The sequence below is a fragment of the Cupriavidus sp. F041 genome, assembly GCF_057814235.1.
In genome coordinates this window covers 1369221-1393162 of the sequence record NZ_JBVASY010000001.1, presented here as the reverse complement: position 1 = coordinate 1393162, position 23942 = coordinate 1369221, and the positions used below count along the sequence as shown (strand labels likewise).

Here is a 23942-nt window from a genome sequence, read left to right as displayed (position 1 = left end):
GCCGGGGTACGGCCCGGGCCGGCTTTTCGGTTGGCGGGGAATGGCTCAGCGGGAGACCGTGGCTTGCAGCAAGTCCTCCATGCCGATCCGCTTCGCAAACTCGGTCCGCACGCGCTCGGAGACTTCCAGCACTTCCCGCGCGCCATCGCCGACAAAATCGATCACCGAACGCATTGGGCGCGTGCCGGCGGCCAGGCCCACGATCCGCACGATGTCATCGGCCACGGCCTTCGGTTCGGCGTCGTCGGGAGTGAGTGCGCTCAGGCGTTCGCCAATCTGGTCCATCACGCCGTCATAGCGGCTATAGGCGGCGGCCGTGGCCGTATCGGCGGGCTTGCCCGCGCTGGGGAAGTGCGCGGTGCCGCGGGTGAACGCGCCAGGCACCACGATCGAGGTCTCGATGCCAAAGCGCGCGATCTCATAGGCCAGCGTGACGGCCAGCGAATCCATGGCTGCCTTGGCTGCGCCGTAAGGCCCCATGAACGGGGGGAAGCCGCCCTTGGTCGTGGTGCTGCTGATCCACAGCATCAGCCCGGCTTCCTGCTTGCGCATATAGGGCAGGGCGGCGCGGTTCACGCGCTGCGCGCCGAACAGGTTGGTGTCGAACACGCGCATCATTTCCTCGGGCGTGAAGGCCTCGGCGGGCCCGACCACCAGGTGCCCCGCATTCTGCATCACGACATCGATGCGCCCTTGTTCACGGACGATCGCCGCGGCTGCGGCGTCGGCGGATTCCTGTGACAACACGTCGAGTTCGAGCGGATGCAACAGGATGTTCCCGGACTTGGCGAGCGCGCGCAGTTCGTCCGCACGGCCGCGGTTGCGGCCCTCCACATCGCGCATCGTCGCGTAGACGATATGGCCCGCTTCAGCCAGTGCCTGCGCGCTCAGCTTGCCGATGCCTGTGCCGGCGCCGGTGACGAGGATGACTTGTTGATTGGCGTTTCGCATGATGTTCCCCTTGCGTTGTGTCTGCTTGTGTCTGATGGCTCAGCGCGACGGATCGGGTTCAGGCGACGCCGCCGTTGGCGCGCAGGATCTGGCCGTTGACCCAGCCGGCGTCGGGGCCGGCGAGGAAGGCCACCACGGAGGCGATGTCCTCCGGCTGGCCCAGGCGTTGCAGCGGGGGCATCCTGGCGAACGCCTGGATCTGCTCGTCGGTCTTGCCGTCGAGGAACAGCGAGGTGGCGATCGGGCCGGGAGCCACCGCGTTCACAGTGATGTTGCGGCCGCGCAATTCCTTGGCGAACACATGCGTGAACGATTCGACGGCGGCCTTGGTGGCGTTGTAGACGGCGTAGCCAGGCATGTTCAGCGCCAGCGTGGTGCTGGAGAAGTTGACGAGGCGCCCGCCGTCGTTGAGCCGCGCGGCGGCTTCGCGCAAGGTGTTGAAGGTGCCGCGCACGTTGATGTCGAAGGTCTGGTCGTAGAGCGCGTCGCTGGTGTCGGCCAGCGGCACGGTCTTGAGCACGCCGGCGTTGTTGACCAGCACGTCGACCTTGCCCAGTTGCTGCTCGGTGATCTCGAACATGCGGCGCACATCGTCGGCCCTGGATACATCGGCCTGTACCGCGATGGCTGTTGCGCCTGCCGCCTTCAACTCGGCCACGAGGGCCTCGGCCTGCGCCGCGCCGGCCGCATAGTTGACCGCGACCGCGAAGCCGTCCAGGGCGAGACGCCGGGCAATGGCGGCGCCAATGCCGCGGGAAGCGCCGGTCACGATGGCGACCCTGGCGGTGTTGGTATTGGTGTTGTTGGCGTTGCTCATGATCGTTTCCTTTCGGGTGGTGGGTTGGTGAAACGAATCATGGACCATTCGGCTGAGCAGATAATTATCCGAAACTTGATATCATTGATCCATTTGCTTTAACAATAGGGCGAACCGGGTTGCCTGTTGGCCACGCGATCACCCGGAGAAGCGCAATGGACCGATTCCAGGAAATGCAGGCCTTCGTGCGCATCGCCGAGCGCCAGAGCTTTACCCAGGCCTCCGAGGACCTGCGGATCCCGCGCGCCACCATCACCAACCTGATCAAGCGCATGGAGCAGCGGCTCGGTGCGCGGCTGCTGGAGCGCACCACGCGCACGGTACGGCTGACCCACGACGGCGAGGCGCATTACCGCCGCTGCGTGCGCCTGATAGCCGACCTGGAAGAAGCGGAAGGCTCATTCAGGAATGCTGCGCCCAAAGGCCTCCTGCGCGTGAACCTGCAAGGGACGCTCGCACGCCATTTCGTCGTGCCTGCGCTGCCGGATTTCCTGGCGCAGTATCCCGGCCTGGAAGTCCACATCGGCGAGGATGACCGCCTGGTTGACCTGGTGCGCGAAGGCATCGATTGCGTACTGCGTGCAGGGAACCTGCAGGATTCTTCGATGGTGGGCCGGCGTGTCGCCCTGCTGGAGCAGGTCACCGTGGCCAGCCCGGAGTACCTGGCGAAGCATGGCGAGCCGAAGGACCTGGAGTCGCTGTCGGCGCATCACGCGGTCAACTACATCTCCAGCGGGACAGGCAAGGCCCTGCCGATGGAGTTCACCGTGGATGGCCGCGTGACGGCGGTGCAACTGGCGGCCACGGTCGCGGTCACCGGCGCCGACCTCTACACCGGCGCCTCGGTGGCCGGGCTCGGGCTGGTACAGGTGCCGCGCTATCGCGTGGCAGCCGAACTGAAGGACGGCCGCCTGCAGGTCGTGCTGGCGGACGTGCCGCCGCCGCCGATGCCGGTCTCGGTGCTGTACTCGCAAAACCGCCAGCTCTCGTCGCGCGTGCGGGTTTTTGTGCAATGGTTGCGCGAAGTGTTCGAGGTGGCGGGCGCAAAGGCATGATGCCGCGCGCTGGCGCATGGGAATCCTGCGGGCACCGGCGAGAACTATCGCGGCAAGAGCCGAGGCCGCTCCGAGCTAATGCGCCGATTGTTCGCACAAGGGGCACACCCGTATCAACAACGGTGCGTGCTCCATTTCGGCGAGCGCTTCGCTGTCGTCGGACGCGATGGTGCACCTGCATGCGTGCATCGCGGGCGCGGATTCGCCAGGGGCACTGGCCGGCATGACCGCGTAACGCACGCCGAGTTGCACGCGACGCTCCCACTCGCCTTGCGGATCCAGTTCCAGCAGCCACAGGCGCGTCTGGACCGACCAATGCCTGACGGTCTCGCTTTTGATCGCCAGCCGGCGCGCCGCTTCGGCGACCGACACTTGTTGCGAGGCCAGCTGAAAGAACGTCTCCGCCTTGTCCTCCAGCCTGAGCCTCGCCATGGGCGTGCCCGTCAGCCGGGTGAAGCGCTGGCGGCAGCCTCCACAATGGAAGAAGGGCACGCTGCCCTCATCGGTGCCGTCGTAGACCGTCTTGTGCGCGCCGCAACGCGGGCAATGCGGCGGCACGTGGCTCGCGCTATGCAACTCGCGCCATGCGGACAGCAGGTATGCAGCCAGCCCGGCATCACCGGTGTCTGCAGCACCGCTCGCGCGGACATGGATCAACGTGGTCGCCCGCCGCAACTCGTCCGCGAAGGGGCGCAGGGGCCGCTGGGGTGGCACGCGGCCGGCCCGGCCCGCTGCCGGGATATCCCGCTCGGGCGGCGTTGGCTGTTGCTGATGCAATCTGCTCATATCGTAGACGCGAGCGGGACCGGTCCCGGAAGGGGGCCGGGACTGGTGCGCTGCCTGCTCCGATGCGCGGCAGCGCAGTGGGCGCTACCAGCTGATTCAAGGACGCCCGCGCCCCGCGGCATCAGATCGTGCAGCGGCAGTGCATTGTTGGGGGCGTCGTGGCCTCCCAGGGCTCTTAATCCCGTGGCCCCCGGTCGGGGAGCGATGGAATAGCGCCGATTCTAGGTGGAATGCATGCCGCCCCTCTACTGTGATTGATCACAGTAGAGGGGCGGCATGGACTCGTGAAGCTATCAAAAAAATGAACGTAACCTTTTGATCTGTAAGGAGAATGTTGTTTTTTCCATTGGTGAGATAGGCCGTGGCAAGTCCGGCTTATGGTCCCCAAAGCGGGTGATATGGCTAGTCCGGTATGGCGAAAGGGCTCTCAGGACCGCATCATCGATCGGATATCCGCAACTCTCCAGTTTTGAGCTTGCGCGAGGTCGTCTGCACGTTGTGCAGTTTCCACGCGTGTACGGGCAACTGTTGGCTTGCCTGACGAAGGCCTCACGGATTGCGTTGGCCAGGCTCTACTCACAGTGTGATGATTTGCGTCCGGCTGCTGCCAGTCCTGGCTATGAAGCTGCTGCGCGACGCGCGCCCGGTTCTCGTCGATGCTGCCCGTGACGGGCGCGGCCAGCGCGCCGGCCTCGCGCATATGTTCCAGCACGGACTGCGCTTCCCAGGCAGGAACGACGGCCCGCAATGCATGCGCCATGAACTCCTGCGCGAGCGTTGCCTGCCCCTCCTGATCGCGGCTGCCATTGCCGTCGAAGTAGCGTGTCTGCACCTGGCTGTTGTCGTCGATCCACTTGAGATAGAGATGGCCGTGTGCCGCCAACCCAAAGATCGCCGACTCATCACCCCAGTAGCCATCCGGATCGTAGGCATAGCCGATGGTTGGCAGGCGCTGGGGGATGATCGCGTAGAGCGGATTGCCGTTTGCGTCCACCCGGCTGGCGATGGACTGCTGTAGTCCGTTGACGAGGTTTTGCAGCAGCTTGGTCGGTGTGGCTCCGCCTTGCTCGACATCCAGGGTGCTCAGTACGTGGATACTGCCATCCGGATTCCACACCGCTGTGGCTTCGCCTTCGAGAGTCGGCCTGTCCTTATCCGAGAGATAGGAACCAATGAGTGTCACGCCCATGGCGGCGGCGGCCGCAAGGACGCTCGGTCCTCCCTTCTGGAGAACGGCAAAGGCTACCGAGACAACACCCAGCGAGGCACTGGCGATCTGATAGCCCCTGCCGTCTTCGATCGCCATCGCTAGCGAGGCAACACTGGCGGCCAAGGCAAGTGCGCCTGCAACTCGTCCAGCCATACCAGCGTTGTCCAGTAGAGCTCCGGCTGACGCGGACTCAGCCTGGAACGCGGCGATGCCCTGGTCCTTGAGCATATTGGCATAGAGGCTTGCCGCCTGGCTGCCCAGGTTCAGGCCGGAGGCTGCGATGCCCAAGCCGTTGCCGTCCCGGATGGCATTGATCAGGTTCAACCCAGTCGCCAGTGCATTCAGACCCGATGCTGCGCCATTCGGCAACAATTGCGTACCGCCAAGCCGGTCCAGGTTCGCCAGCATGGCGGCGCTGGCAGCGGCAATTGCCACCGTATTGCCAGACTCGATGGCCTGGATGAGCGACAGCATGCTTTGTATGCCGCCGAGGACTTGTTCCGGACTTGGACCATTCTGTCCGCCAGGCCCGTCGGTGGAATTGGTACCCGATGGCGCATCGGTCGCGGGCGCCATATTGCCAGGATCGGGCCCGATGACAGGATCGAGCACCAGGGGATCCGCCGGCCCCGCAAGCTCGAAGAACTCGAACTCATTGATGCCTTCGCCTGGAAGAAAGCCCAGCGCATGCCCGGGCACCGCGTTTCGCTGCGGGCCAAGCATGGCGTAGGCTGCTTCCGCCGTCATCTCGCCGGCATGTACGCGACGCTTACACCATAGGCGACAACTTCGGCGGGGATATCAAGCACCACGTACTGATCGCCGAACTCGCCGGGAAGCTCCAACGCGCTGATCAGCCCGGCTTTCCGCATGTCCTGTACATGCGGGTCGTCTTTCGGGTACAGCATCTTGCAGATGCCGTCGCCCGGCTTCATCACGCCACCCTTGCCTTGTCCCCAGACCTCTTCCAGTGCTTTCTCGGCGGCGGGATTCACTGCGCCGCGCGGATTCGGCAGGACCTTGCTGGTCACAGCGCCCACAACACTATTAAAGCCCTCGGCGCAAGCCAGTTGGTTCGTGGCGTTAGTGGGGGTGATCCACGCGAGTCCTGTGGAGGCCACGGCCTTGCTACTGTCGATGGCGGAGCCAAGGATCCCGCGCGCGGTGCCTGTGTCCCACTCGGTCTGGCCGTTGTCGTAGTAGACTTTGCCATTTGCATGAACGGGAATAGCGGATGCCGGATGTAGTTTGTTTTCGCTGGCGAACTGCTGGAACGCTGCGGCCCGGGTATTCAGCGCATCGCGCGTAATCTGAAATTGCTGGCGCTCGAGTGCCGATAGATTCGAATCGTTGCGAAGCCGTGCTTCGTAGTGGCCAGCCTTCGTGTAGTCCCGCTTCGCAGTATCTAGAAAATCGTTGTACTGTTTGACGGCGGAAAGATTGCTGATCTCGGCTCTAGCAATTCGTTCCGCAGAAGCATTGTTTCCCTTCAAGTGCGCTACATTCTGAAGCCAATGATCAAGCTGCGCATGTAGCCGAGCTTCCTCATTTTGCCATTGTGCGATCGCTCCTGCCATCATTGATCTCCGAGCTTGAGGGCCACGCATTCATCCATCGTTGGCTTCCAGTTCTCCAGCCTGTTTGAGAGTGCCTGATGGACAGGTCTACTTGTATCGGCTCTCAGTTTTCGCAGCACAATTCCAGGATCCGCATAAACGCTATGCTGGCTGGCAAGTGCTTCCCAGCAGTAGTACCTAGTCCATGCAACATCACTCTCAGTTGGCTGCCGAGCAAGGTACACGGCTATTGCGCTAGCTCCCTGATATCCCTCACGTTCCGCCCGAACAGCCGCCGCAAAGCCCGCCGGCACGTCCTTTGGAAATCCATGTATCCCGGTCATGAGAAAGTAGCCGACATTCCGCAGGCAGGCTGGGTGTCCAAGCTCTGCACCCTGTCGTTTGTAGTAATACGCCGGCTCGATGTATTTGGCTTCCTTGCCGTTGGGGTCTCTGTCAATGAGATAGCTGTACAAACACATGGCCCCGGTGTCTCCGCCTTCCGCTAACTCGGTGAGCCGCGCCAATGGCTTTTCGACCGAATAGCGGATTCCCGAGGGCGGCTGAAGAACTTGCAAGGTGATGTAGGCCAACTCATAGCCATCCCGCGCCATGGTTAGCCAGTCGGCCTCTCGACGGCGAGCTCCAGATCCATCCCTTTCCCTGTATTTCGGAGAGCCTGAGTTCCAGTACATCACCTCATTGAACAGATCTCGTTCATACTGCGCTCGTTTTTCAGGCGTCAGGCTTTTCGCCTTCCTGTCATCAAACGGCGGCAGATCACGACGTTCCTGGGCGTAGGCCCAGAGCGCAACCGTGGCAAAGAGGATGGCGCTGACAAGCAACATCGCATCGAGCAATCGACGCTGCGTGGTCGGTTTCATGGATGAACGGATCAGCATGCTGCATGGCCCCCTACCGCGCTCCCCTGAAAAGATGCCCGGTTCCACGTATGAGGCGTTGGGGCCGATGAAGGATCCGTCAGGGAGCATCCAGAGAAATCAGCGATAAATCTGTCGCGGATTCGTCCGACATCGTTTCTGGCGTGCCCATCTCGCGATCGGGCTCTTTCCAGTTCCGCTCGTGCAAGCGGCGGCACGACCCTCTTCGATGGTTCCGGAAGCGGACTCCGGCGTGCATCGCGCGTAACTTGCAATTACCGGCGCTCGAGTGCCGATAGATTCGGATCGTTGCGAAGCCGTGCCTCGTAGTGGCCAGCCTTCGTGTAGTCCCGCTTCGCAGTATCTAGAAGTCGTTGTACTGTTTGACGGCGGCGAGCCTGCTGATCTCGGCGCTAGCAATTTGCTCCGGACGAGCATGGTATTTCGACAAATGCACTACACTCTGCTGCCAGTGATTAAGCTGAGTATGCAGCCGACCTCTTCACATCTCCATTGCGCAATCGGTCCTGCCATCATTGATCTCCGAGCTTAAAGGCCACGCATTCATCCAGCGTCGGCTTCCAGTTCTCCAGCCTGCTTGAAAGGGCGTGATTGCCAGGTCTACTTGTATCGGCTCTCAGTTTGCGCAACACAATTCCAGGGTCCGCATAATCGCTCGGCTGGCTGGCGAGCGCCTCCCAGCAGTAGTACCTGGTCCATGCGACATCGCTCTCAGTTGGCTGCCGAGCAAGATAGGCGGCTATCGATCCAGCACCGTCATATCCCGCGCGCTCCGCCCGAACGGCCTCCTCAAAGCCCGCCAGCACGTTCTTTGAAAATCCGTGTATCCCGATCATGAGAAAGTAGCCGGTATCCTGCAAGCAGGCTGGGTGTCCGAGCCTTGCGCCTTGTCGCTTATAGGAAAATGCCGGGTCAACATATTTTGCTTCGCCGCCCTTGGGATCTCTGTCGATGAGATGGGTGTACAAACACATGGCCCCAGCGTCTCCGCCTTCCGCTAGCTCGGTGAGCCGGGCCAAGGGCTTCTCAACCGCATAACGGATCCCCGTGGACGGCTGCAGGACTTGCAACGTGATATAGGCCAACTCGTAGCCGTCCTGGGCCATGGCCAACCAATCTGCCTCCCGACGATTGGTCCCGTCATTACCCATGTACTTCGGCGTTCCTGTGTTCCAGAAGTACAGTTCATTGAACAGACTCCGTTCATATTCCGACCGCTTCTCCTGCGAGAGTTGTTTTGCCTTCTCGTAGTCAAACGGTGGCAGATCATGACGTTCCTGGGAATAGGCCCAGAGCGAAACCGTGGCAAAGAGGATCGCGCCGACAAGCAACATCGCATCGAGCAATCGACGTCGCGTGGTCGGCTTCATTGATGAACGGATCAACATGCGCATGGCCTCTTCGCTTTTCGTTATCCGGCAACCGCCTGTCTATGGCGCGAAGGCAATGGCTACCGCGCTCCCTTGAAAAGATGCCCGGCTCCACGTATGAGGCGGCCGGGCCGAAACTGACGGGTTGAAGAGTCCGCCAGGGAGCATCCAAAGAAATCAGCGATGAATTTGGATGGAGGTAGCGTATCAAGGCCGCACCCAGCTTCGTTTGGGAAACTTCCGAATCTGTCGCGGATTCATCCGATACCATGCAGGCCGGCGCTTACCAGGGCGGCACCTGGGTGGTCGGCGTGGCCAAGGCGGGGATGGAGGAGGGCGTGGACGGCATTGGCGGCAACTGCATCGTCGCGCCCTCTGGCGAGGCGCTGGCCGGTCGCTATCGCCCGCTGCGACTTGGATTTCCGCGAGGTCTACAAGCGCGCCATGTTCAACCTCGACACGCACCGGCAGCCGCAGGCGTACGGGATGAGTGCGGAGCGACGAGGAGAGTTGCCGATGGCGGATGGGGGCACAGTGGAGCCGTGACGTCTGCGTCGCGCAATCCGGTGTTGAGGATCGCTTCTATGGGTGATGGCGGCACTGTCAACTTGAAGTGCCGCACCGGCATGCGGGCACCTACAAGTATTTGTTCAGGTCGTAGTCGTAGATGCTTTGCCCGGTCCGCTGGTAGCCATCCGGTTTCGAGCCTGCGCTTGCGCAGCCATGCGTGCCCAGGACCAGTATTGCAAGGACTGAAAGAGCAATCAGACGTGCCATGATATGCCTCCAAGCGACTCTTGCCGGCAGTTGCCAATGCAACGATGCCGGTTGAACAGGCCACGACTGACAGTACCACTTAACCTGCGAGCCGAAACCCATCGCCGGTTAGGTGGAGGCCCCTACCATTTGATCAGGTCGTGAGCCGGGCCGACATGCACGATGCCACGCTTGATAGCCATGGCCACGGCATGCATCCGGTTGTTGGCCCCCAACTTGGCGAGAATATTGTTCACATGGAACTTCACGGTTCCTTCCGAGATCAGCGTCGATCTTGCAATCTGCTTGTTGCTCTTGCCGGCCGCGAGGTGCATCAGGATTTCGCATTCTCTCTCTGAAAGTTCCTGGGCATTCAAGCCTTCTGCGAGCCTTTCCGCCACCGCGGGCGCGAGACACCGATGGCCATTGGCGACGGCCAGGATGCAATCGATCAGCTCAGTCGTGGGCACGTCCTTGAGCAGATAGGCCTTTGCTCCCGCTCTGAGCGAATTGGAAATATCGGCCTCGCAGTCAAAGACGGTCAGCACGATGATCTTCGCAGCGGCATCCGAACGGAGAATGGAAGCGATGGCTTCGATGCCGCTCATTCCCGGCAAGCTCAGGTCCATCAACACAATGTCCGGCTTTAGCCTTCCATAGGCGATGACGGCTTCGGGTCCCGATGCGGCTTCACCTGCGAGACCAAGCCTGGGTTCGCTGGCAATCAAGGCTGCGATGCCCTGCCTGACAACCGGATGGTCGTCGGCAACAAGGATTCGAAGTGGCGTATCCGTATCCATTCGCGGCTCCCTTGTCGCTCGGACAAAAATCGCAGACAGGCAGGCCATCGGCGATAGAGCAGCAGTCGGCACACGACGTGCGATCGCGCTATGCACTGGCTTGCGCAATGCCTGATGTGCTGATTGCAGTATAGGGCGCGTCACGCCCGGGTCCGCCGCGCCACTAGGCAGTAAGTGCAGCATTGACTACGCTTGAACTGGCCCATGAAGTCGACGCCAGCGGGCCAGCCAGCAGGAAAAGAAAGATGCGTAGATCTCGCTACTCCCCATGCCCATACTCAACACAGAGGGCCTGCACGGCGCCGCCCTCGGCCGTGCGCGGCGGTAGAGGCACCGGACAGCGTCCATGCCGCGAGTGCGCCTTGGCGGTGGAGAAGGAGCGCACCAGGATTGCACGCGAGATGCACGATTCGCTGGCCCAGAATCTGACTGGCACGCTGCTGTTGCTGCGCGGAGCGCAAGCTGCCATTCAACACAGCGACGGCGCGCCGGGGGCGGAGCAGATATCCAGGGCTCAGGCATTGCTCAAGCAAATGCTGGAAGAAACGCGCGTCGCTATCGGCACGCTCCGGACGCCTGCGGCGTTTCGGGATGCCTGCCTGGGCGCACGCTTGGCCGTTTGCTTGCGCAGCGGGGATGCGCCGTTCCCAATCCGGGTGCAAGTCAATGTCAGGGGCGACCAGTGGCGTCTATCGCTGGATGCCGAGCGAGCCGTCAGACTGATAGCCAGGGAAGCGCTCGCCAATGCCGCCAGGCATTCGGGGGCCACGCGGCTTTGCGTCAATCTGGCGTATCGCCCCGATGCACTGTGCCTGGCGTTTCTCGATAACGGGATGGGTTTCGATCCAAAGGCGGCCACGTCCGGATTCGGCCTCACCGGAATGCGCGAGCGAGCCGAGGAGATCGGTGCCCGGCTCGTATTAAATGCGGCCCAAGGCAAGGGCACCGTGGTTGAGCTGGTTATCGCGAGGCAGTCCTGCGATCAGGCTTGGCGACAGCCGTGATGGCGCGCAATGCGAGCGCCGCGTAAGCGCCCCGCGCATACATACGACGAAAGAAGAATGGCCGTTGTCGATAAGGCTGTGCGGAATACGCGCTTCTTTCGCTTCCCACGCTAACGGTCCTGTCTTTCTGGACGTAACCGCAAGCCATGCGACGATTGGGATAGGCAATTAAGCCCGTCGCACCTTAATCTCCTACTGCCGATACGCGACCACGTCGAATGCCGAAGACGTGGTGTGAAGATGCAGAAACCAGACTGGCAAGTTTTTAACGTTACAAGCATAAAGCCGGAGGAGAAAGGGATGAGGAAGGCACGAGTTCTAGCGGCAGTGGTGTTGATGGGTCCCGCGCTAGCGAACGCCGAAAGCGGTGTGAATCTGTATGGTGTCGTGGACACGTACGTGGAATATGTGAAGACCGGCAGCAACAGTGTGGCGCGCCTGGAAGACGGAGGCCTTTATCAGTCCCGCTGGGGGCTGAGAGGCAAGGAAGAGCTGGGCAATGAACTGGCTGCGGTATTCGCGCTGGAGTCTGGCTTGGCCGTCGACAGTGGAACCCTGCAACAAGGCGGGCGGCTGTTCGGGCGTCAGGCCTGGGTCGGCTTGAGCAGTGTCAAATGGGGGGCGCTGACCTTTGGGCGTCAGAATACGCCGATCTACTATATTGAAGGGGCGGCATCCGCTTTTGGCTTTTCCCCGTATGGCCCGCTTGGGCGCCTGCAAAACAGCGGCCCTGCGGGCAGCAGCCTGACCGCGCGAGCCGACAATTCGGTTCGCTTCGAGAGCGCCGATTACGGCGGCTTGCAGGGCTCCTTGATCTATTCCTTCGGTTCGGAACGTACATCGGCGCCAAAGGATGCCGATCGGATCAAGGCATTGGGGCTGAACTATGGCCGCGGGCCGCTATGGCTGGGACTGGCCTATGAACGGACCAGCAGTATCGGCGCGGTCGACGGGATGGATCGTGACGAGCGGGCGTTGGGGGCCAGTTATGACTTCACGTTGGTCAAGGTTTATGCGAATGTACGCCAGGCAATTCTCTACAGGCCGGCCCAGGCTGAGTTGAGGGATCGCGGATGGCAACTCGGCCTGACGGCACCGCTTGGGGCGAATAGCCTGGTACTGCTTGCCTATGGCACCCAGTGGACAACGAACACGGGCAATCGTGGTGATCAACTGTCAATCGGTTACCAGTACAGCGCCTCGAAGCGGACAACACTTTACGCCAACGCCAGCAAGATCTGGAACACGAACCTGGCCAACTATACGTTCTCCAATATCCCCAACCAGGTCAGCAAGAGCAGCGTATCCGATCCGCGCGGCGTGATGGCGGGCATTCGGCATCTGTTCTGAGGTCGCGCGAGCAAGGCACGGAAGGAAAAGAATTGGACGATCCGATAAATCCGCGTCTGTTCCCTCCGTCCGACTGCGCACACACTGTGCCGGCTGGCCCGCATTGGAAGGCTGGCCTCTATCTACATGGCAAGGAAGGATCCCTTGCTTCACTTCCGCATCGCAAGGAACAGAGTGACATGCCTGATTGTGCGCATTGGTTGTTTCGTCGTGCGATTGCTGCACTTTTTATGTGCAGCTCGCTCTTTTCGATGCAGGCCCACGCCCAGTCGCTTGAATTGGCACGGGCCAGCCAACTGATCGCGGCCGCCATGCAGTACGCGACGAAGAACAGGATGGCAGTGAGTATCGTGGTCGTCGACGCGGGCGGCCACTTTCTCTCCGGGGTGAGAATGGACGGTGCCCCCTTTGGCACCTTTGACGTGGCACGCGGCAAGGCAGCGGCCACCGCAGCCACTGGAGGCGCGTCGGGTGCGGAACTGGTGAAGCGCTATCAGGCCAACCCTATCGTCTTCGGGCAGATGAGCAGTCTGGTCTATGGGGGGCCGCTTTTTCCGTCCCAAGGCTCGCTCGGGGTCTTTGTGGCAGGCAAGTTCGCAGGGGCTGTTGGTGTCAGCGGCGGCGCTTCGGACGCCGACGAGGAGACTGCGCGGCATGGAATTTCTGCGATCGGGGCAAGCGAAACGCCGTAGAACCGCGGCTCTCCGCTGGCATTCCGGTGAGTCCAAATGTCCGCGACGGCAAGCCAGCCCGACTTGAGGCCGAACGACCGGATGCGCCGGTCCGCCATCCAGTCAGGCTGGCCCCCCGTATTCCCCCTTTCGCCGGCTTAGCGCTGGCCTTGCAGGAATGACTCGACGACCGAAACCAGGTTCACCGGCGTTTCGTTCATTGGATAGTGGCCGGCGTTCCGGATGACTTCCAGCGAAGTATTGCGATATAACCGGCCGTATGTATTTTCCATCAAGGCAGCTGTAAGCGAGGGGTCATGCTCGCCAACCACCAGCAATGTTGGCGTTTCATTTCCGGCGACCTGGGCGGACAGGTCGGTGTCCGCCCAAGCGCGAAAATACCTCTCGAATGCAGTCCGCTCTGAATGAAGGATGGAGTCTTGGACCATTGCCTGCAGCCAAACTCTCGAATGCCGTTTCCCTGTTGTGTTGTCGATAATGCCGTAGCGCGCCTGCGTATTGTGCGCGGCACTCTCGAAGTAAGAACGCGTTGCCTGGTCGAACACGACTGGACCTGGCGGGACAGGCGTGATCCCCACCATGGCCGCCACGCGCTCCGGCGCACGGATTGCCACGCCCTGCATGGCTTTGCCGCCCATCGAATGGCCCAGCAGGGAGAATCGCTTCCAGTTCAGCCGATCCGCGAGCCGCAGGGCGTCGTCGGCGATTTCAGCAATGCTGAACTCGCCAGCCATCTCGCGCGAGTCGCCATAACCCCGGTAGTCGAGGAAGGCATAGGAGAATTTCTCGACATCAAGGAGTTCCTGGAAGGGTCCCCAAGCTTTGGCATGCCCGAACCAGCCGTGCAAGGCAATCACCGGGACTGGACCGTAACCGATCAGCGTGTACGAGTTCTCGTTCATCCGAGTTGTCCTCTGATTGTTTATGATTTCCATATCTTGCAACATATAGGATTGCAACGAAACAATCCGAGATCAAGTGTCGGATGATCGGGTAAATCGCGGGATTGTTGGCGATGTAAGGTCATCGGATGTTGGGTTTGCGGTCTACATGGTTAATGTTTAAATAGCTATTTGGAAAATAAGAATTAAGGATGGAGTGGACGAATTGGTAAATATCCGGAGGATTTGGAAATCAGTATTGCGGGGAAATGATAAAGTATAGAACCGCTTTGGTAATGAGGAGGCAACATCCCATGTTTTGCAAGAAGAGATCGATCCTGCGCGCGGGAAAAGCCGGTGTAGCGTTGTGTGCAGCCCTTACGGGCCTGCTTTTGGGGTCATCCATGGCTCAGGCTGCCGGCGAATGGAAGCCGACAAAGCCGATCATGTTCATTGTCCCGTTTCCACCTGCCGGCATCAATGACGTACTTGCCAGGATGCTTGCCGAGCGGCTTGGAAAGATACTCGGCCAGCCGGTCATAGTGGAAAACAGGCCTGGCGCAAGCGGCAATATCGGTGCCGACGCACTTGCAAAAGCGATACCTGACGGGCATACCGTCGGAATCCTGAATAGTATTCACGCCGTCAATGCGGCTTACTACAGGAAGCTCCCTTATAGCTTGTCGAATGATTTCGTCCCGGTGGCGCCCCTTGGTGAATCGCCGCTGGTTCTTGTCGCGAATCCGCACGCACCCTACAAAACCGTGGCAGAGCTTCTTGCCTATGCCCGGAGCAACCCGGGAAAGATAAATTACGGTGGCCCGACCGGCTATCCATTGGAAATGATTAAATCGATGTCGAATGTCGACATCACCAATATTCCATACAAGGGCAGCGGGGCAACGATCAATGACATTATCGCCGGCCATATCGATCTGGCCACGGGACCGCTGTTGGAGTACATCCCGCATGTCAAGGCGGGAAAGCTGAAGCTGCTGGCCGTAGGTACGGCAACGCGACTCAAGGAGATGCCGGATGTCCCGACGGTGGCCGAGAGCATTCCCGGTTATGACGTTACCGTCTGGTATGGCATGTTTGTGCCAAAGGGGACGCCCAGGGAGGCGGTTGCGCGCCTGCGTGCGGAAACGAAAGCCATCCTGAACGATCCGGCGGTTCGCAGGCATCTGGCAGAGCTGAGTGTCGATGCAAGCTTCAGCCAGGATGGAGCGGATGCGCTGGCCAGCCGAGTGAGGGCGGAGACCAACAAGTCCCTGGCGATTGTCTCCAGAACCGGTGGCTATATTAATTGACGCGGATGTCTGTCGGATGCAAGGAGATAGCAACTTGAGACTGCCTGGCATTTTCCGTTTTGGCGTAGCCGCAGCGGGTGTCCTGCTGCTCGCATTCGGCGTAGCTTCCGCGCAGACACCGCAGGCCGCGCGTGGCACGCCGGTGGAGCAGATCGCAGCGCAGAAATGCGCGGCATGCCATGGTCCGGCCGGCACCGGCGCAGGCGGGGGATTTCCAAACCTGGCTGGTCAGAACGAAGACTACTTATACAAGCAACTAGGACAATTCAAGGGCAGCCCGGGGGGGCGGCCGCTGCGCACGAGCGAGGTGATGGGGCCAATCGCACAGAGTCTGGACGACGAGCAGATGAAGGCGCTGGCGCGTTTCTACAGTCGACAGCTCCCGGGTCCGGGGAAGGCAACCGATACTACCCTGGTCGAGTCTGGCCGGTCGGTCTACTGGAAGGGGAATCCCGCCAATGGCCTGCCAGCCTGTGTGTCTTGCCACAGGCCGAACGGCGAGGGGATCGCCCCCGATTTCCCCAGGATAGCGGGTCAGCATCCGGAGTATGTGGTCGGGCAGCTCAAAGCATGGAAGTCCGGGACGCGAGGCGGCCCGGGAAAACTGATGAGCCTTCTCGTACCCTTGATGACGGAGCAGGAAATCTCGGCAGTTGCACAGTACGTTGCGCAGCTCAAGTAGGAAGTTGATTGTCGGCGCGACACGGAAACCTGATGAGGATCAATGAAAAATCCCACGATTATTGACAGACGGCAGCTATTGAAGGCGGCAGGTTCCCTGGGGCTGGGAGCGATCTCGGCGAACGTTCTTGGCGCGACGGTCAGGAATCCTACTTCGATTGCGGGGCAGGAGGCGGCCGAGCCGCTGCCGGTCACGAAGCCACGGGCAGTTCACCGCGTGGTCTCGAGCGAAGAATCGGTCCGGGTCGGTATCCTCGATCCAATAGCGGCGCCCGTTGCCACGATCGACTCCGGCGACCTTGTCGCCTATCCCAATACCTGGGTGAACTGGGCTAACGGGGCCAGGTATGGCATGGCCTATGACGAGCGCGAGCCGGTACGAAAGCGGTTTCCCCAGGGGCCGTACTCCAACGTAGGCCCCGTGGAAATCCGTGGCGCGATGCCTGGAGATGTGGTCGAGTGCCGGATGGTAAAGCTGCGGCCAATCGAATGGGGCTGGAACTCTGCGCCCAAGGGCGTTGGCGCGCTGCCTGGCGATTTCGACAAGCCCTATCTGCGGTATTTCAAGTTCGACGAGTCGCGGCGCCATACCGAGTTTGCGCCCGGCGTACAGATCAAGCTCGCACCATTCCAGGGTGTCATGGCGGCTCAGCCAGCGGGTGACGAGCCGGTCAGCGGCATTTTGAGCGGGCCTTACGGCGGCAATCTCGTCCTGCGGGAACTGGTCGAGGGGACGTCGCTCTTCCTGCCGGTGCAGCGGCCGGGAGGGTTTATCTGGACAGGCGACTCGCACGCGGTTCAAGGCGACGGCGTCGTGAATCAGACGGCCATTGAAACTGCGATGGAGGATTTGCAGATCCAGTATTTTCTGCACAAGAGAATTCCCCTCGTGCAGCCCATGGCGGAGACGCCGACGCACTGGATAACGCTGGGCTTTGGCAAGAATCTGGATGACGCGCTCACCGCCTGCGTGCGCCAGATGATCGCGTGGCTTAGCCCGGCCTCCGGCATCGAGCCCCAGGATGTCTATTCGCTATCGAGTATCTTGGCCAGCTTTCGGGTCACGCAGTACTCAAACCAGACGGCTACCGCATATAGTGCGATTCCGTCCAAGACGGTGCACGGGATGATGCCGAAATCGGCGTTCAGCAAAGCGCTTCGCGACCGGATCTCGCAGTCCCTCCGGGCCTGACGCACCGCTTTCTGCAGTGTCGGGGCGGCCATGCGGCCGCCCTTGTATTCCCAGGGAGCGGGTTGTCCCCGCGTGCCTGAGCATGCTCAGGCCAATGCCCCATTCCGGCGAAACTCGGTGGGACTCAGGCCAAGGTGCTGCACGAAGAAGCGAGTGAAGTGGCTTTGGGCGCTGAATCCCAGTTGATGCGAGACTTGGCCGACGCTCACGCCGGGCTGGGCCAGCAGTCGCGTAGCGTGGCGTACCCGGACCCAGTCCAGGTATTGCTGGGGTGACACGCCCATGCAAGCCTTGAACTGATCGAACAGCCGGCTGCGCGACATGCCCACCGCGGCGGCCACGTGCTCCACATTTGGATTTTCCGAGGCATGCTGGCGTATGTACTCGGCAGCCCGGCGAACCCGGAAATCCAGCGGTCGCGAATTGGCCAGTATCTCGGTCATGTTCCGCTGCCGCAGATGGTTCTGGGCTACACCTTGAATCAGGCCTGCCAGCACAACTTCGACGTCGTTCGCGTTGTCATCAGTACCGTGCTGCGCCATCAGCGTTGCCAGCCATTGCAGGTCGGCAGCGGTCTTTTCGCTTATCTCCACACTGGCGCTGCAGAAATGGCAACCCGATGCAGGATTGCTTACGCCCATGGCATTGCCAAGCCATTCCGGCTCGATCAACAACGCCAAGAGGAGCGAAGGCTCTCCATCGCTGTCGAGCTTCAAGTGCGGGACCCATGGATTGAAAGCGAGCGCGGAGCCATCGCGAACGCGGACGGTTTCGCCGTCGGCGACGAAGGTCGCATCGGCACCGCCAAGTTTAAAGATGAGGTGGAATTCAGCATGCGCGTGGGAAACCAGCGGGCCCTCGATCAGGTGCAAAGTTGCGCGGCCAAAGTTACCTCGCACAATGCGAATCAGGCGGTCCTTCGTCATGGTGAATCTCCAGCAACTCCACTATGTGTTTGATGGGCTTTCATCGGACGATCCGGTAATTATCATGATCGTTGGGGTATGCCGATACAGTCAAATCTCTCTAGAGTCTACGTGTCAGGGGGCGGCCGCAACAATAGGTAGTTCCCTGCGGAATCACGGTGTCATTGCGGTGTTCATGTTTGCATACATTTTCACCGCTTGAAGCCGACGACCTACAAAACTTGGAGATGGTATGTTTCAGTATTTTCCTGGCAACTATATGTGGTCTCTGTCAGTCCTTCGCTGCCTGGCGGGCGGAGGGCTGTTTGGTGAGGTCGACTGGGCGTGCCGCAACCTTCATGAAGCATCGCGGACGGGCGCGGCGGGCGATGCGGAGGCTTGGTACAAGGCTTGGGGTCAACTTTCCGGGCAGGTCGAGGCGGTTGCCATCGAGGCCGCACGCGACGGCAAGAATGTGACCGCCAGGGAAGCGTACTTTCGTGCAGCACAGTACTACCAATGGACAGAGGCATTCTTGGATCCTGACGATGCCCGCGCCCCTGTGGCCTATGCCAAGCATCTGGCGTGTTTTGAACGCTTCGCCCAATTGTCGACGCCTGAAGTTGAGATATTCGATATTCCCTTCGACGGTTCCGCTATCACGGCTTATTTTGTCAAGGCACAGAATGCCAGTTCGCCCGCGCCAACCGTACTGCTGCACGATGGACTCGACGGCACCAAGGAAGAAATGTTCTACGTGGCACGTGCCCTCTCGGCTCGCGGTATGAACTGCATGGGCTTTGACGGCCCAGGACAAGGCGCGACACTGCGTCTGAAGAATCTCGTGGCCAGGCACGATTCGGAGATCGCCCTCGGCGCGGTCGTGGACTACGTATCGAAACGGGCGGATGTGGATGCATCCCGCATCGGGCTGATGGCGGCGTCCATGGGAGGCTACTACGCGCCGCGCGCCGTGTGCTTCGAGAAGCGGGTCAAGGCTTGCGTCGCCTGGGCCGCCATCTATGACTACTACGCTTGCTGGCAGCGCCGCGTGGGTTATGAAAAGGGCGTAGGCATCAAGCAACTCGATAGCAACGCCGCGCTCGGTACCACGGGCAAGCACTTCCTGCGCATCATGGGGGTCGAGAACTGGGACCAGGCCTTCGACAAGCTGGAGCATTTCCGGCTCAAGGGAGTGGCCTCCAACATCACGTGCGACTTCATGATCGTTCATGGTGAGCACGACCGTCAGACCCCCCTTGGGGAGGCCGAGGAACTGTTTGCCGAAGTCAGCTCGGAGCACAAGGTGCTGCGGGTCTTCAGGGAGGAAGAGGGCGGCGCCGCGCACGTACAGCTGGACCGTCCGGAACCCGCGCTTAGCATGATCTGCGACTGGTTCTCCGAACGCCTGTAGGCGTCGGCATCCCTATGCAGCGGAGGTGGACCTCCGCTACAGCGGTGCCTGCGAAGGTTGGCTGATTGCACCAGGCTTCCTTGGGAAACTGTTCTTCTACGACCACGGAAAAAAGACGCCCATCAATCTTCCCTTCGACGCTAACGGATTCGATGTGCAGTTCTTCCCTGGTCTAAACAACGACAGGACGATGATCTACACGCGCGGAGAGATGGATCACAAGGTTGATCCGCGCACGACGAAGGGCGCCACGCTGCAACCGTTGCCAGTGACGAACGCGCGGGCGCGCTACGGCTTGATGATGCCGGCGGACGCGGCCTTGACGACAGCTTCGATGCGGGTGGCGACGCCCAGCTTCTGGCGCGCATTGTCGATATGGAAGTCCACCGTGCGTTTGGACAGGCCCAGGATGGTGGCGATCTCTCCCGAGGTCTTGCCGCGTGCGGACCACACGAGTGTCTCCACTTCCCGGTCGCTGAGCTGCACGGCCGGCAAGCCCGGCCGCGTGCGCGCTACCCTGGCAAGGCGGGCTTCGACGATGCTCGTCAGGATGTCGAAATCGACCGGCTTGGTCACGTAGTCGTCGGCCCCGAGCCTGCGGCCCTTGAGTTCGGCTTCGCGCTGGGCCAGCGCCGTGAGGAACACAAAGGGCATGTCGGCGAAGCGCGGCGCCAGCGAAGTGATCTTTTCGAGCAGTTCGAAACCCGTCATCACTGGCATACTCACGTCGCATAGGACGAGATCCGGCGTGTCGCGCAGGATGGCGGCAAGGCCTTGCTGGCCGTCGTGCGCGGTGCTGACGGCAAAGCCCCGTTCGATCAGTTCTTCGGCAATCAGCGCGGCCGTTTCGGCATCGTCCTCGACGCAGAGGATCTTCCGGCGGGCATCGTTCATGGTGGTCCTTGGTAGCGCAGGCGGGGAGGGACTTCCGGCAGGCCGTCGGGACGCGCGGCACGCCCCGCGCACAGCGTAGCGAAATTCAGGATGAAAGTCTTATGAATCACTCAATTCGTCAGGAGCCCGCCAGCCGGCGGGTGCGCCGCAGCCTGGGGCGGCGCCTGGTCGGGCTGCCTGATTCGGTGCCGATGCTCAGGCCGATCCGCGTGCGGCTGTCGCTCGTCTTCGTGCTGTTCCTGCTCCTGGTGGTGGGCGTGGGGCTGTTCGGCATCAACCGGCTGAGCAACTTTCATAGCGTGTCCGCGCAGATCAGCGGCCGCTGGCTGCAGAGCAATCGCATCCTGGGCGACCTGAATAATTATATTTCCGACTACCGCGCCTTCGAAGGCGATGCGCTGATCGCGACTTCGCGCGCCGACCTGCGCGCGGCCGAAGGGCAGATCGGCAAGCTGGACGATGTGATCAAGGAGGTTGAGGCCCGCTACGGCAAGATCGAGCATGAGCCGGCGGAGCTGGCGCTCTACCAGCAGTTCATGGCGCAGTGGTCCGCTTACCGTCAACTGGTCGACCGCGTGGTGTCGCTGGCCCACCAGAAGGACACGACGCAAGCCGTGGCGCTCTACCGCGGCGAGTCGCGCCACGCTTTCGAGCAGGCCAACGGCACGCTGGGCGTGCTGACGGAGCGCAATGTCGTGGGCGCCGCGCAGGCCACCGCGCGTGAAGCCGATGCCTACCACGAGGCTCGCCGGCTGATCGCCGGCGCCATCCTGGTGTCGGGCTTCCTGGTGATTGCGGCCGTGGCCTATCTGGTGCGGGCGGTATCCAATCCCATCGCGGCGCTTGTCGAGCGTATGCACCGCATCACCGACAACGATCCGCACGTCGATATCCCGGGTGCCGGGCGCAAGGACGAAATTGGCGAGATTGCCCGCGCGGTGGTGCGCTTCCGGGACAATACGATCGAGCTGGAGCGCAGCAAGGCGGCGCTGGCCGCGCAGACCACGATGCTGCGGGACACGCTGGAGAACGAGCGGCGCCTGGCGGTGCTGCAGCGCAATTTCGTCTCCATGGCCTCGCATGAGTTCCGCACGCCGCTTAATGTGATCGACGGCCACGCGCAGCGGCTCATGCGCATGAAGGATGCGCCCTCCGCCGACGTTCTTGCCGAGCGCTGCGGGCGCATCCGCGTGGCCGTGCGACGCATGACCAATCTCATCGACCACTTGCTTGACTCCTCGCAGTTGCTCGATGGCGGGCGCCTTGCCACGCTGCAGGGCGTTGATTTTTCGTTGGCGCTGCTGGTGCACGAGGTGTGCGAGATGCACCGGGAGAGCTCTCCAGCGGCCGTGATCGAGGAAACCATCGAACCGGGCGTTGGCGAGATTTTCCACGGCGACGCCAAGCTGCTGTTCCAGGCAATCAGCAACCTGATCGGCAACGCGATCAAGTACTCGCCGGCGGGCGTCCCGGTTGCCGTGCAGCTATCCGCGGACACGGAGGCGATCAGCATCTCCGTGTCCGATCGCGGCATGGGCATTCCCGACAAGGACCGCGACCAGATCTTCGAGCGCTTTGTGCGCGGCGGCAACGTCGCCGGCACGGCAGGCGCGGGCGTTGGCCTGTACCTGGTCAAGCTGGCGGTCGACCTGCACGGTGGCAAGGTCGTGGTTACCAGCAAGGAAGGGCAGGGCTCGTGCTTTGCGGTCCGCCTGCCGCGCGCCGCGGCGGGCTGAAGGTGGCATATTCCGCCGCTGCCATGGCGCCCACGCCGCTTTCGAGGCGGGGACCGACACCTGGGCGGACCTGGAGCATGGGGATCACGCCGAGCGCGGTCGCGACCGACGTGGCGATGAAGATCGACGAGTAGCCGTAGCGTGCCAGGAGGCTGCCGGGATGACTACAGGCAAAAAAATAGCCCACCTTGATGGCGGGCTATATTATTCTTGGCGGCGCAATCTTCGCGCGGTATCCAGGCAATGCTGGCGGAGTGGACGGGACTCGAACCCGCGACCCCCGGCGTGACAGGCCGGTATTCTAACCAACTGAACTACCACTCCGCAGTGGCTGTGGAAACCGCTCTGAACGATTTCCGACGCGCTTGTAAGAGACCGCCTGTATGGCGTGCTCTCTAAACTGGCGTCCCCTAGGGGATTCGAACCCCTGTACTCACCGTGAAAGGGTGATGTCCTAGGCCTCTAGACGAAGGGGACTTAGACTTGCTCGCTACGTCATGTGAATTTCGTGTCGCGAGGGGCGCGATTGTAGCGCCCTTTGGCGAATATGGGAAGGGGGATGGGCCGCGCCGCGCCGGAACAGCCGTTTTTGCCAAGACTGGCGGCAAAGCCATTGCCAGCATGCAGGGCATGCGGGGGCATCTCCCCGCGCCGAACCAGGATGCCACTGCCATGCCGATTCGCTCCCAGCCTGGCAGCCCTTCCCTGGGCGGGCGCATGATCAGCCCGACTGCGATCGGCGCCTTCGCCCTGTTGCTGTGGGCAACGCTGCCGCTGCTGACCGCCCAGGCCCGCCGCCTGCCGCCATTCGAGTTGCTGGCACTGAGCTTCGGCGTGGCGTTCCTGATGGGCCTGCCATGGCTGGCGGTGCTGCTGCTGCTTGGCGCGGGGCCCACCGGCATCGCCTTCGTGGCATGGGACCACGGCACCAAACATGGCCGCCTGGCACTGCTGGGGGTACTTTCCTACAGCACGCCCCTGGTGGCTACGCTGCTGCTGGTGTGGTTCGGATTTGCCATGCTGACGTGGGCCCTGGCGTGCGCGGCGGCGCTGATCGTCGGCGGCGCGGCGCTCGCCATGATGGCCCCGCGTCCGCCGGCGTTGCCCCGCTCCGCCTGAGCCCTACTGCGTGCCTCAGCGGCCGCGCCGCCGCTCGCGCATGGGGCCGTCTGCGTCGATGCTGCCGCCCGCGCTCAGCGGCCCGTCGATGTTCACGGGCCCGTTGACCTGTACGTTGCCTTGCACCACCAGCGGCCCGTGCACGGTGAGCGGGCCATGAAAGACCTTTTGCCGGCCAGCCCCCGGCGGCGGCGCATAGGTTGGCGGCAGGGTGGCAAACCACGCCGCGCTCAGCGGGCCGTGCGCAAGGATGCTGCCGTCCACGGTAAGCGAGCCATGCACGGTGAGCGGCCCTTCCACCACCAGCGAACCGCCAACGGTGAGGGGGCCGGTTTCCGCCGGCTGGCCGTGGACTGCCGGCGCCAGCCACAGGGCCGCCGCCAGCAGCGGGATCGCCGGCAGGATGACGCGGGCTTGCCGGGCAATGTGCCATCTCATGACAATTCCCAGGGTGCAGCGGCAGGGTAGCCGCAGGCTGCTTCCAACTTAGTGTGCGTCGCGGTTGCACGCAAGGCCGGCCCACGGCCTTGACGATGCGGCCCGTCAACGCTGTCCTTTTGC

The 23942-nt window shown here is 61.8% G+C and carries 23 protein-coding genes and 2 tRNA genes; 10 read left to right on the top strand and 15 right to left on the bottom strand.

Going from position 1 to position 23942, the window contains the following annotated elements; translation table 11 throughout:
• Positions 1-45: 45 nt before the first annotated feature.
• On the bottom strand, positions 46-951 hold the full coding sequence (locus ACZY0R_RS06335; protein ID WP_488857629.1) for an SDR family oxidoreductase: 906 nt from the start codon (positions 949-951) through the stop codon (positions 46-48).
• Between the two features lie 58 nt (positions 952-1009).
• Positions 1010-1768, bottom strand: a complete 759-nt coding sequence (locus ACZY0R_RS06330) for an SDR family oxidoreductase (protein WP_488857628.1) — start codon at positions 1766-1768, stop codon at positions 1010-1012.
• 155 nt (positions 1769-1923) lie between these two features.
• Between ACZY0R_RS06330 and ACZY0R_RS06325 the strand changes: the two genes are divergently transcribed.
• A complete protein-coding gene (locus ACZY0R_RS06325) occupies positions 1924-2823 on the top strand; it encodes a LysR family transcriptional regulator (RefSeq protein WP_488857627.1) in 900 nt (299 codons plus the stop codon).
• 75 nt (positions 2824-2898) lie between these two features.
• Here ACZY0R_RS06325 and ACZY0R_RS06320 read toward each other — a convergent pair whose 3' ends face one another.
• The 7 genes from ACZY0R_RS06320 to ACZY0R_RS06290 form a co-directional block, all read right to left on the bottom strand.
• Positions 2899-3609, bottom strand: a complete 711-nt coding sequence (locus tag ACZY0R_RS06320) for a DUF746 domain-containing protein (RefSeq protein ID WP_488857626.1) — start codon at positions 3607-3609, stop codon at positions 2899-2901.
• Between the two features lie 427 nt (positions 3610-4036).
• A complete protein-coding gene (locus ACZY0R_RS06315; protein ID WP_488857625.1) occupies positions 4037-5293 on the bottom strand; it encodes a hypothetical protein in 1257 nt (418 codons plus the stop codon).
• A 269-nt stretch (positions 5294-5562) separates the two neighbouring features.
• Entirely contained in the window at positions 5563-6399 is an 837-nt protein-coding gene (locus tag ACZY0R_RS06310; protein WP_488857624.1) for a hypothetical protein, read from the bottom strand.
• Complete coding sequence (locus ACZY0R_RS06305) at positions 6396-7277, bottom strand: hypothetical protein (protein ID WP_488857623.1); 882 nt, start codon at positions 7275-7277, stop codon at positions 6396-6398. The genes ACZY0R_RS06310 and ACZY0R_RS06305 overlap by 4 nt, the downstream gene beginning before the upstream one ends.
• 512 nt (positions 7278-7789) lie before the next feature.
• Positions 7790-8671, bottom strand: a complete 882-nt coding sequence (locus ACZY0R_RS06300) for a hypothetical protein (protein ID WP_488857622.1) — start codon at positions 8669-8671, stop codon at positions 7790-7792.
• Between the two features lie 612 nt (positions 8672-9283).
• A complete protein-coding gene (locus ACZY0R_RS06295; protein WP_488857621.1) occupies positions 9284-9424 on the bottom strand; it encodes a hypothetical protein in 141 nt (46 codons plus the stop codon).
• A 122-nt stretch (positions 9425-9546) separates the two neighbouring features.
• The gene (locus tag ACZY0R_RS06290) at positions 9547-10203 is read right to left on the bottom strand and encodes a response regulator (protein ID WP_488857620.1); all 657 of its coding nucleotides are present in this window, start codon (positions 10201-10203) and stop codon (positions 9547-9549) included.
• 368 nt (positions 10204-10571) lie between these two features.
• Here ACZY0R_RS06290 and ACZY0R_RS06285 point away from each other — a divergent pair, with 368 nt between their 5' ends.
• The 3 genes from ACZY0R_RS06285 to ACZY0R_RS06275 all read left to right on the top strand — a co-directional run bounded on the left by ACZY0R_RS06285 (position 10572) and on the right by ACZY0R_RS06275 (position 13249).
• The gene (locus tag ACZY0R_RS06285; RefSeq protein ID WP_488859533.1) at positions 10572-11207 is read left to right on the top strand and encodes a sensor histidine kinase; all 636 of its coding nucleotides are present in this window, start codon (positions 10572-10574) and stop codon (positions 11205-11207) included.
• Positions 11208-11447: 240 nt separating this feature from the next.
• The gene (locus ACZY0R_RS06280; RefSeq protein WP_488857619.1) at positions 11448-12557 is read left to right on the top strand and encodes a porin; all 1110 of its coding nucleotides are present in this window, start codon (positions 11448-11450) and stop codon (positions 12555-12557) included.
• 32 nt (positions 12558-12589) lie between these two features.
• Positions 12590-13249 (top strand): GlcG/HbpS family heme-binding protein, encoded by a 660-nt coding sequence (locus ACZY0R_RS06275; protein ID WP_488857618.1) that lies wholly within the window; start codon positions 12590-12592, stop codon positions 13247-13249.
• Between the two features lie 137 nt (positions 13250-13386).
• On the opposite strand, the gene ACZY0R_RS06270 is transcribed toward ACZY0R_RS06275, so the two are convergent.
• Entirely contained in the window at positions 13387-14151 is a 765-nt protein-coding gene (locus ACZY0R_RS06270; protein WP_488857617.1) for an alpha/beta fold hydrolase, read from the bottom strand.
• Positions 14152-14444: 293 nt separating this feature from the next.
• Between ACZY0R_RS06270 and ACZY0R_RS06265 the strand changes: the two genes are divergently transcribed.
• Genes ACZY0R_RS06265 through ACZY0R_RS06255 form a run of 3 tightly spaced genes read left to right on the top strand, consistent with a single transcriptional unit; the run spans position 14445 to position 17313 of the window.
• A complete protein-coding gene (locus tag ACZY0R_RS06265) occupies positions 14445-15440 on the top strand; it encodes a Bug family tripartite tricarboxylate transporter substrate binding protein (RefSeq protein WP_488857616.1) in 996 nt (331 codons plus the stop codon).
• Between the two features lie 34 nt (positions 15441-15474).
• A complete protein-coding gene (locus ACZY0R_RS06260; RefSeq protein ID WP_488857615.1) occupies positions 15475-16122 on the top strand; it encodes a c-type cytochrome in 648 nt (215 codons plus the stop codon).
• Positions 16123-16164: 42 nt separating this feature from the next.
• Positions 16165-17313 (top strand): acetamidase/formamidase family protein, encoded by a 1149-nt coding sequence (locus ACZY0R_RS06255; RefSeq protein WP_488857614.1) that lies wholly within the window; start codon positions 16165-16167, stop codon positions 17311-17313.
• Between the two features lie 86 nt (positions 17314-17399).
• On the opposite strand, the gene ACZY0R_RS06250 is transcribed toward ACZY0R_RS06255, so the two are convergent.
• Positions 17400-18239 carry a helix-turn-helix domain-containing protein gene (locus ACZY0R_RS06250; protein WP_488857613.1) on the bottom strand — a complete coding sequence of 280 codons (840 nt, stop codon included), beginning with the start codon at positions 18237-18239 and terminating at the stop codon, positions 17400-17402.
• Between the two features lie 232 nt (positions 18240-18471).
• On the opposite strand from ACZY0R_RS06250, the gene ACZY0R_RS06245 reads away from it, so the two are divergent.
• Positions 18472-19632 carry an alpha/beta hydrolase family protein gene (locus ACZY0R_RS06245; protein ID WP_488857612.1) on the top strand — a complete coding sequence of 387 codons (1161 nt, stop codon included), beginning with the start codon at positions 18472-18474 and terminating at the stop codon, positions 19630-19632.
• A gap of 288 nt (positions 19633-19920) precedes the next feature.
• Here ACZY0R_RS06245 and ACZY0R_RS06240 read toward each other — a convergent pair whose 3' ends face one another.
• Positions 19921-20526 (bottom strand): response regulator transcription factor, encoded by a 606-nt coding sequence (locus tag ACZY0R_RS06240; RefSeq protein ID WP_488857611.1) that lies wholly within the window; start codon positions 20524-20526, stop codon positions 19921-19923.
• Positions 20527-20717: 191 nt separating this feature from the next.
• Here ACZY0R_RS06240 and ACZY0R_RS06235 point away from each other — a divergent pair, with 191 nt between their 5' ends.
• Positions 20718-22262: a sensor histidine kinase gene (locus ACZY0R_RS06235; protein WP_488859531.1), complete on the top strand. Its 1545-nt coding sequence runs from the start codon at positions 20718-20720 to the stop codon at positions 22260-22262.
• A gap of 247 nt (positions 22263-22509) precedes the next feature.
• On the opposite strand, the gene ACZY0R_RS06230 is transcribed toward ACZY0R_RS06235, so the two are convergent.
• Positions 22510-22586 (bottom strand) — tRNA-Asp (locus ACZY0R_RS06230).
• Positions 22587-22663: 77 nt separating this feature from the next.
• Positions 22664-22739 (bottom strand) — tRNA-Glu (locus ACZY0R_RS06225).
• A 195-nt stretch (positions 22740-22934) separates the two neighbouring features.
• Between ACZY0R_RS06225 and ACZY0R_RS06220 the strand changes: the two genes are divergently transcribed.
• Positions 22935-23381, top strand: coding sequence for a hypothetical protein (locus tag ACZY0R_RS06220; protein WP_488857610.1), 447 nt, complete (start codon positions 22935-22937; stop codon positions 23379-23381).
• Between the two features lie 15 nt (positions 23382-23396).
• On the opposite strand, the gene ACZY0R_RS06215 is transcribed toward ACZY0R_RS06220, so the two are convergent.
• Positions 23397-23819 carry a hypothetical protein gene (locus ACZY0R_RS06215; protein WP_045238895.1) on the bottom strand — a complete coding sequence of 141 codons (423 nt, stop codon included), beginning with the start codon at positions 23817-23819 and terminating at the stop codon, positions 23397-23399.
• Positions 23820-23942 lie beyond the last annotated feature (123 nt).

Excerpts from the sequence above, each read along its gene's own strand:
- ACZY0R_RS06335 (WP_488857629.1), bottom strand. The coding sequence starts at position 951 with ATGCGAAACGCCAATCAACAAGTCATCCTCGTCACCGGCGCCGGCACA.
- ACZY0R_RS06330 (WP_488857628.1), bottom strand. The coding sequence starts at position 1,768 with ATGAGCAACGCCAACAACACCAATACCAACACCGCCAGGGTCGCCATC.
- ACZY0R_RS06325 (WP_488857627.1), top strand. The coding sequence starts at position 1,924 with ATGGACCGATTCCAGGAAATGCAGGCCTTCGTGCGCATCGCCGAGCGC.
- ACZY0R_RS06320 (WP_488857626.1), bottom strand. The coding sequence starts at position 3,609 with ATGAGCAGATTGCATCAGCAACAGCCAACGCCGCCCGAGCGGGATATC.
- ACZY0R_RS06315 (WP_488857625.1), bottom strand. The coding sequence starts at position 5,293 with ATGCTGTCGCTCATCCAGGCCATCGAGTCTGGCAATACGGTGGCAATT.
- ACZY0R_RS06310 (WP_488857624.1), bottom strand. The coding sequence starts at position 6,399 with ATGATGGCAGGAGCGATCGCACAATGGCAAAATGAGGAAGCTCGGCTA.
- ACZY0R_RS06305 (WP_488857623.1), bottom strand. The coding sequence starts at position 7,277 with ATGCTGATCCGTTCATCCATGAAACCGACCACGCAGCGTCGATTGCTC.
- ACZY0R_RS06300 (WP_488857622.1), bottom strand. The coding sequence starts at position 8,671 with ATGCGCATGTTGATCCGTTCATCAATGAAGCCGACCACGCGACGTCGA.
- ACZY0R_RS06295 (WP_488857621.1), bottom strand. The coding sequence starts at position 9,424 with ATGGCACGTCTGATTGCTCTTTCAGTCCTTGCAATACTGGTCCTGGGC.
- ACZY0R_RS06290 (WP_488857620.1), bottom strand. The coding sequence starts at position 10,203 with ATGGATACGGATACGCCACTTCGAATCCTTGTTGCCGACGACCATCCG.
- ACZY0R_RS06280 (WP_488857619.1), top strand. The coding sequence starts at position 11,448 with ATGCAGAAACCAGACTGGCAAGTTTTTAACGTTACAAGCATAAAGCCG.
- ACZY0R_RS06270 (WP_488857617.1), bottom strand. The coding sequence starts at position 14,151 with ATGAACGAGAACTCGTACACGCTGATCGGTTACGGTCCAGTCCCGGTG.
- ACZY0R_RS06265 (WP_488857616.1), top strand. The coding sequence starts at position 14,445 with ATGTTTTGCAAGAAGAGATCGATCCTGCGCGCGGGAAAAGCCGGTGTA.
- ACZY0R_RS06255 (WP_488857614.1), top strand. The coding sequence starts at position 16,165 with ATGAAAAATCCCACGATTATTGACAGACGGCAGCTATTGAAGGCGGCA.
- ACZY0R_RS06250 (WP_488857613.1), bottom strand. The coding sequence starts at position 18,239 with ATGACGAAGGACCGCCTGATTCGCATTGTGCGAGGTAACTTTGGCCGC.
- ACZY0R_RS06245 (WP_488857612.1), top strand. The coding sequence starts at position 18,472 with ATGTTTCAGTATTTTCCTGGCAACTATATGTGGTCTCTGTCAGTCCTT.
- ACZY0R_RS06240 (WP_488857611.1), bottom strand. The coding sequence starts at position 20,526 with ATGAACGATGCCCGCCGGAAGATCCTCTGCGTCGAGGACGATGCCGAA.
- ACZY0R_RS06235 (WP_488859531.1), top strand. The coding sequence starts at position 20,718 with ATGCTCAGGCCGATCCGCGTGCGGCTGTCGCTCGTCTTCGTGCTGTTC.
- ACZY0R_RS06220 (WP_488857610.1), top strand. The coding sequence starts at position 22,935 with ATGCCGATTCGCTCCCAGCCTGGCAGCCCTTCCCTGGGCGGGCGCATG.
- ACZY0R_RS06215 (WP_045238895.1), bottom strand. The coding sequence starts at position 23,819 with ATGAGATGGCACATTGCCCGGCAAGCCCGCGTCATCCTGCCGGCGATC.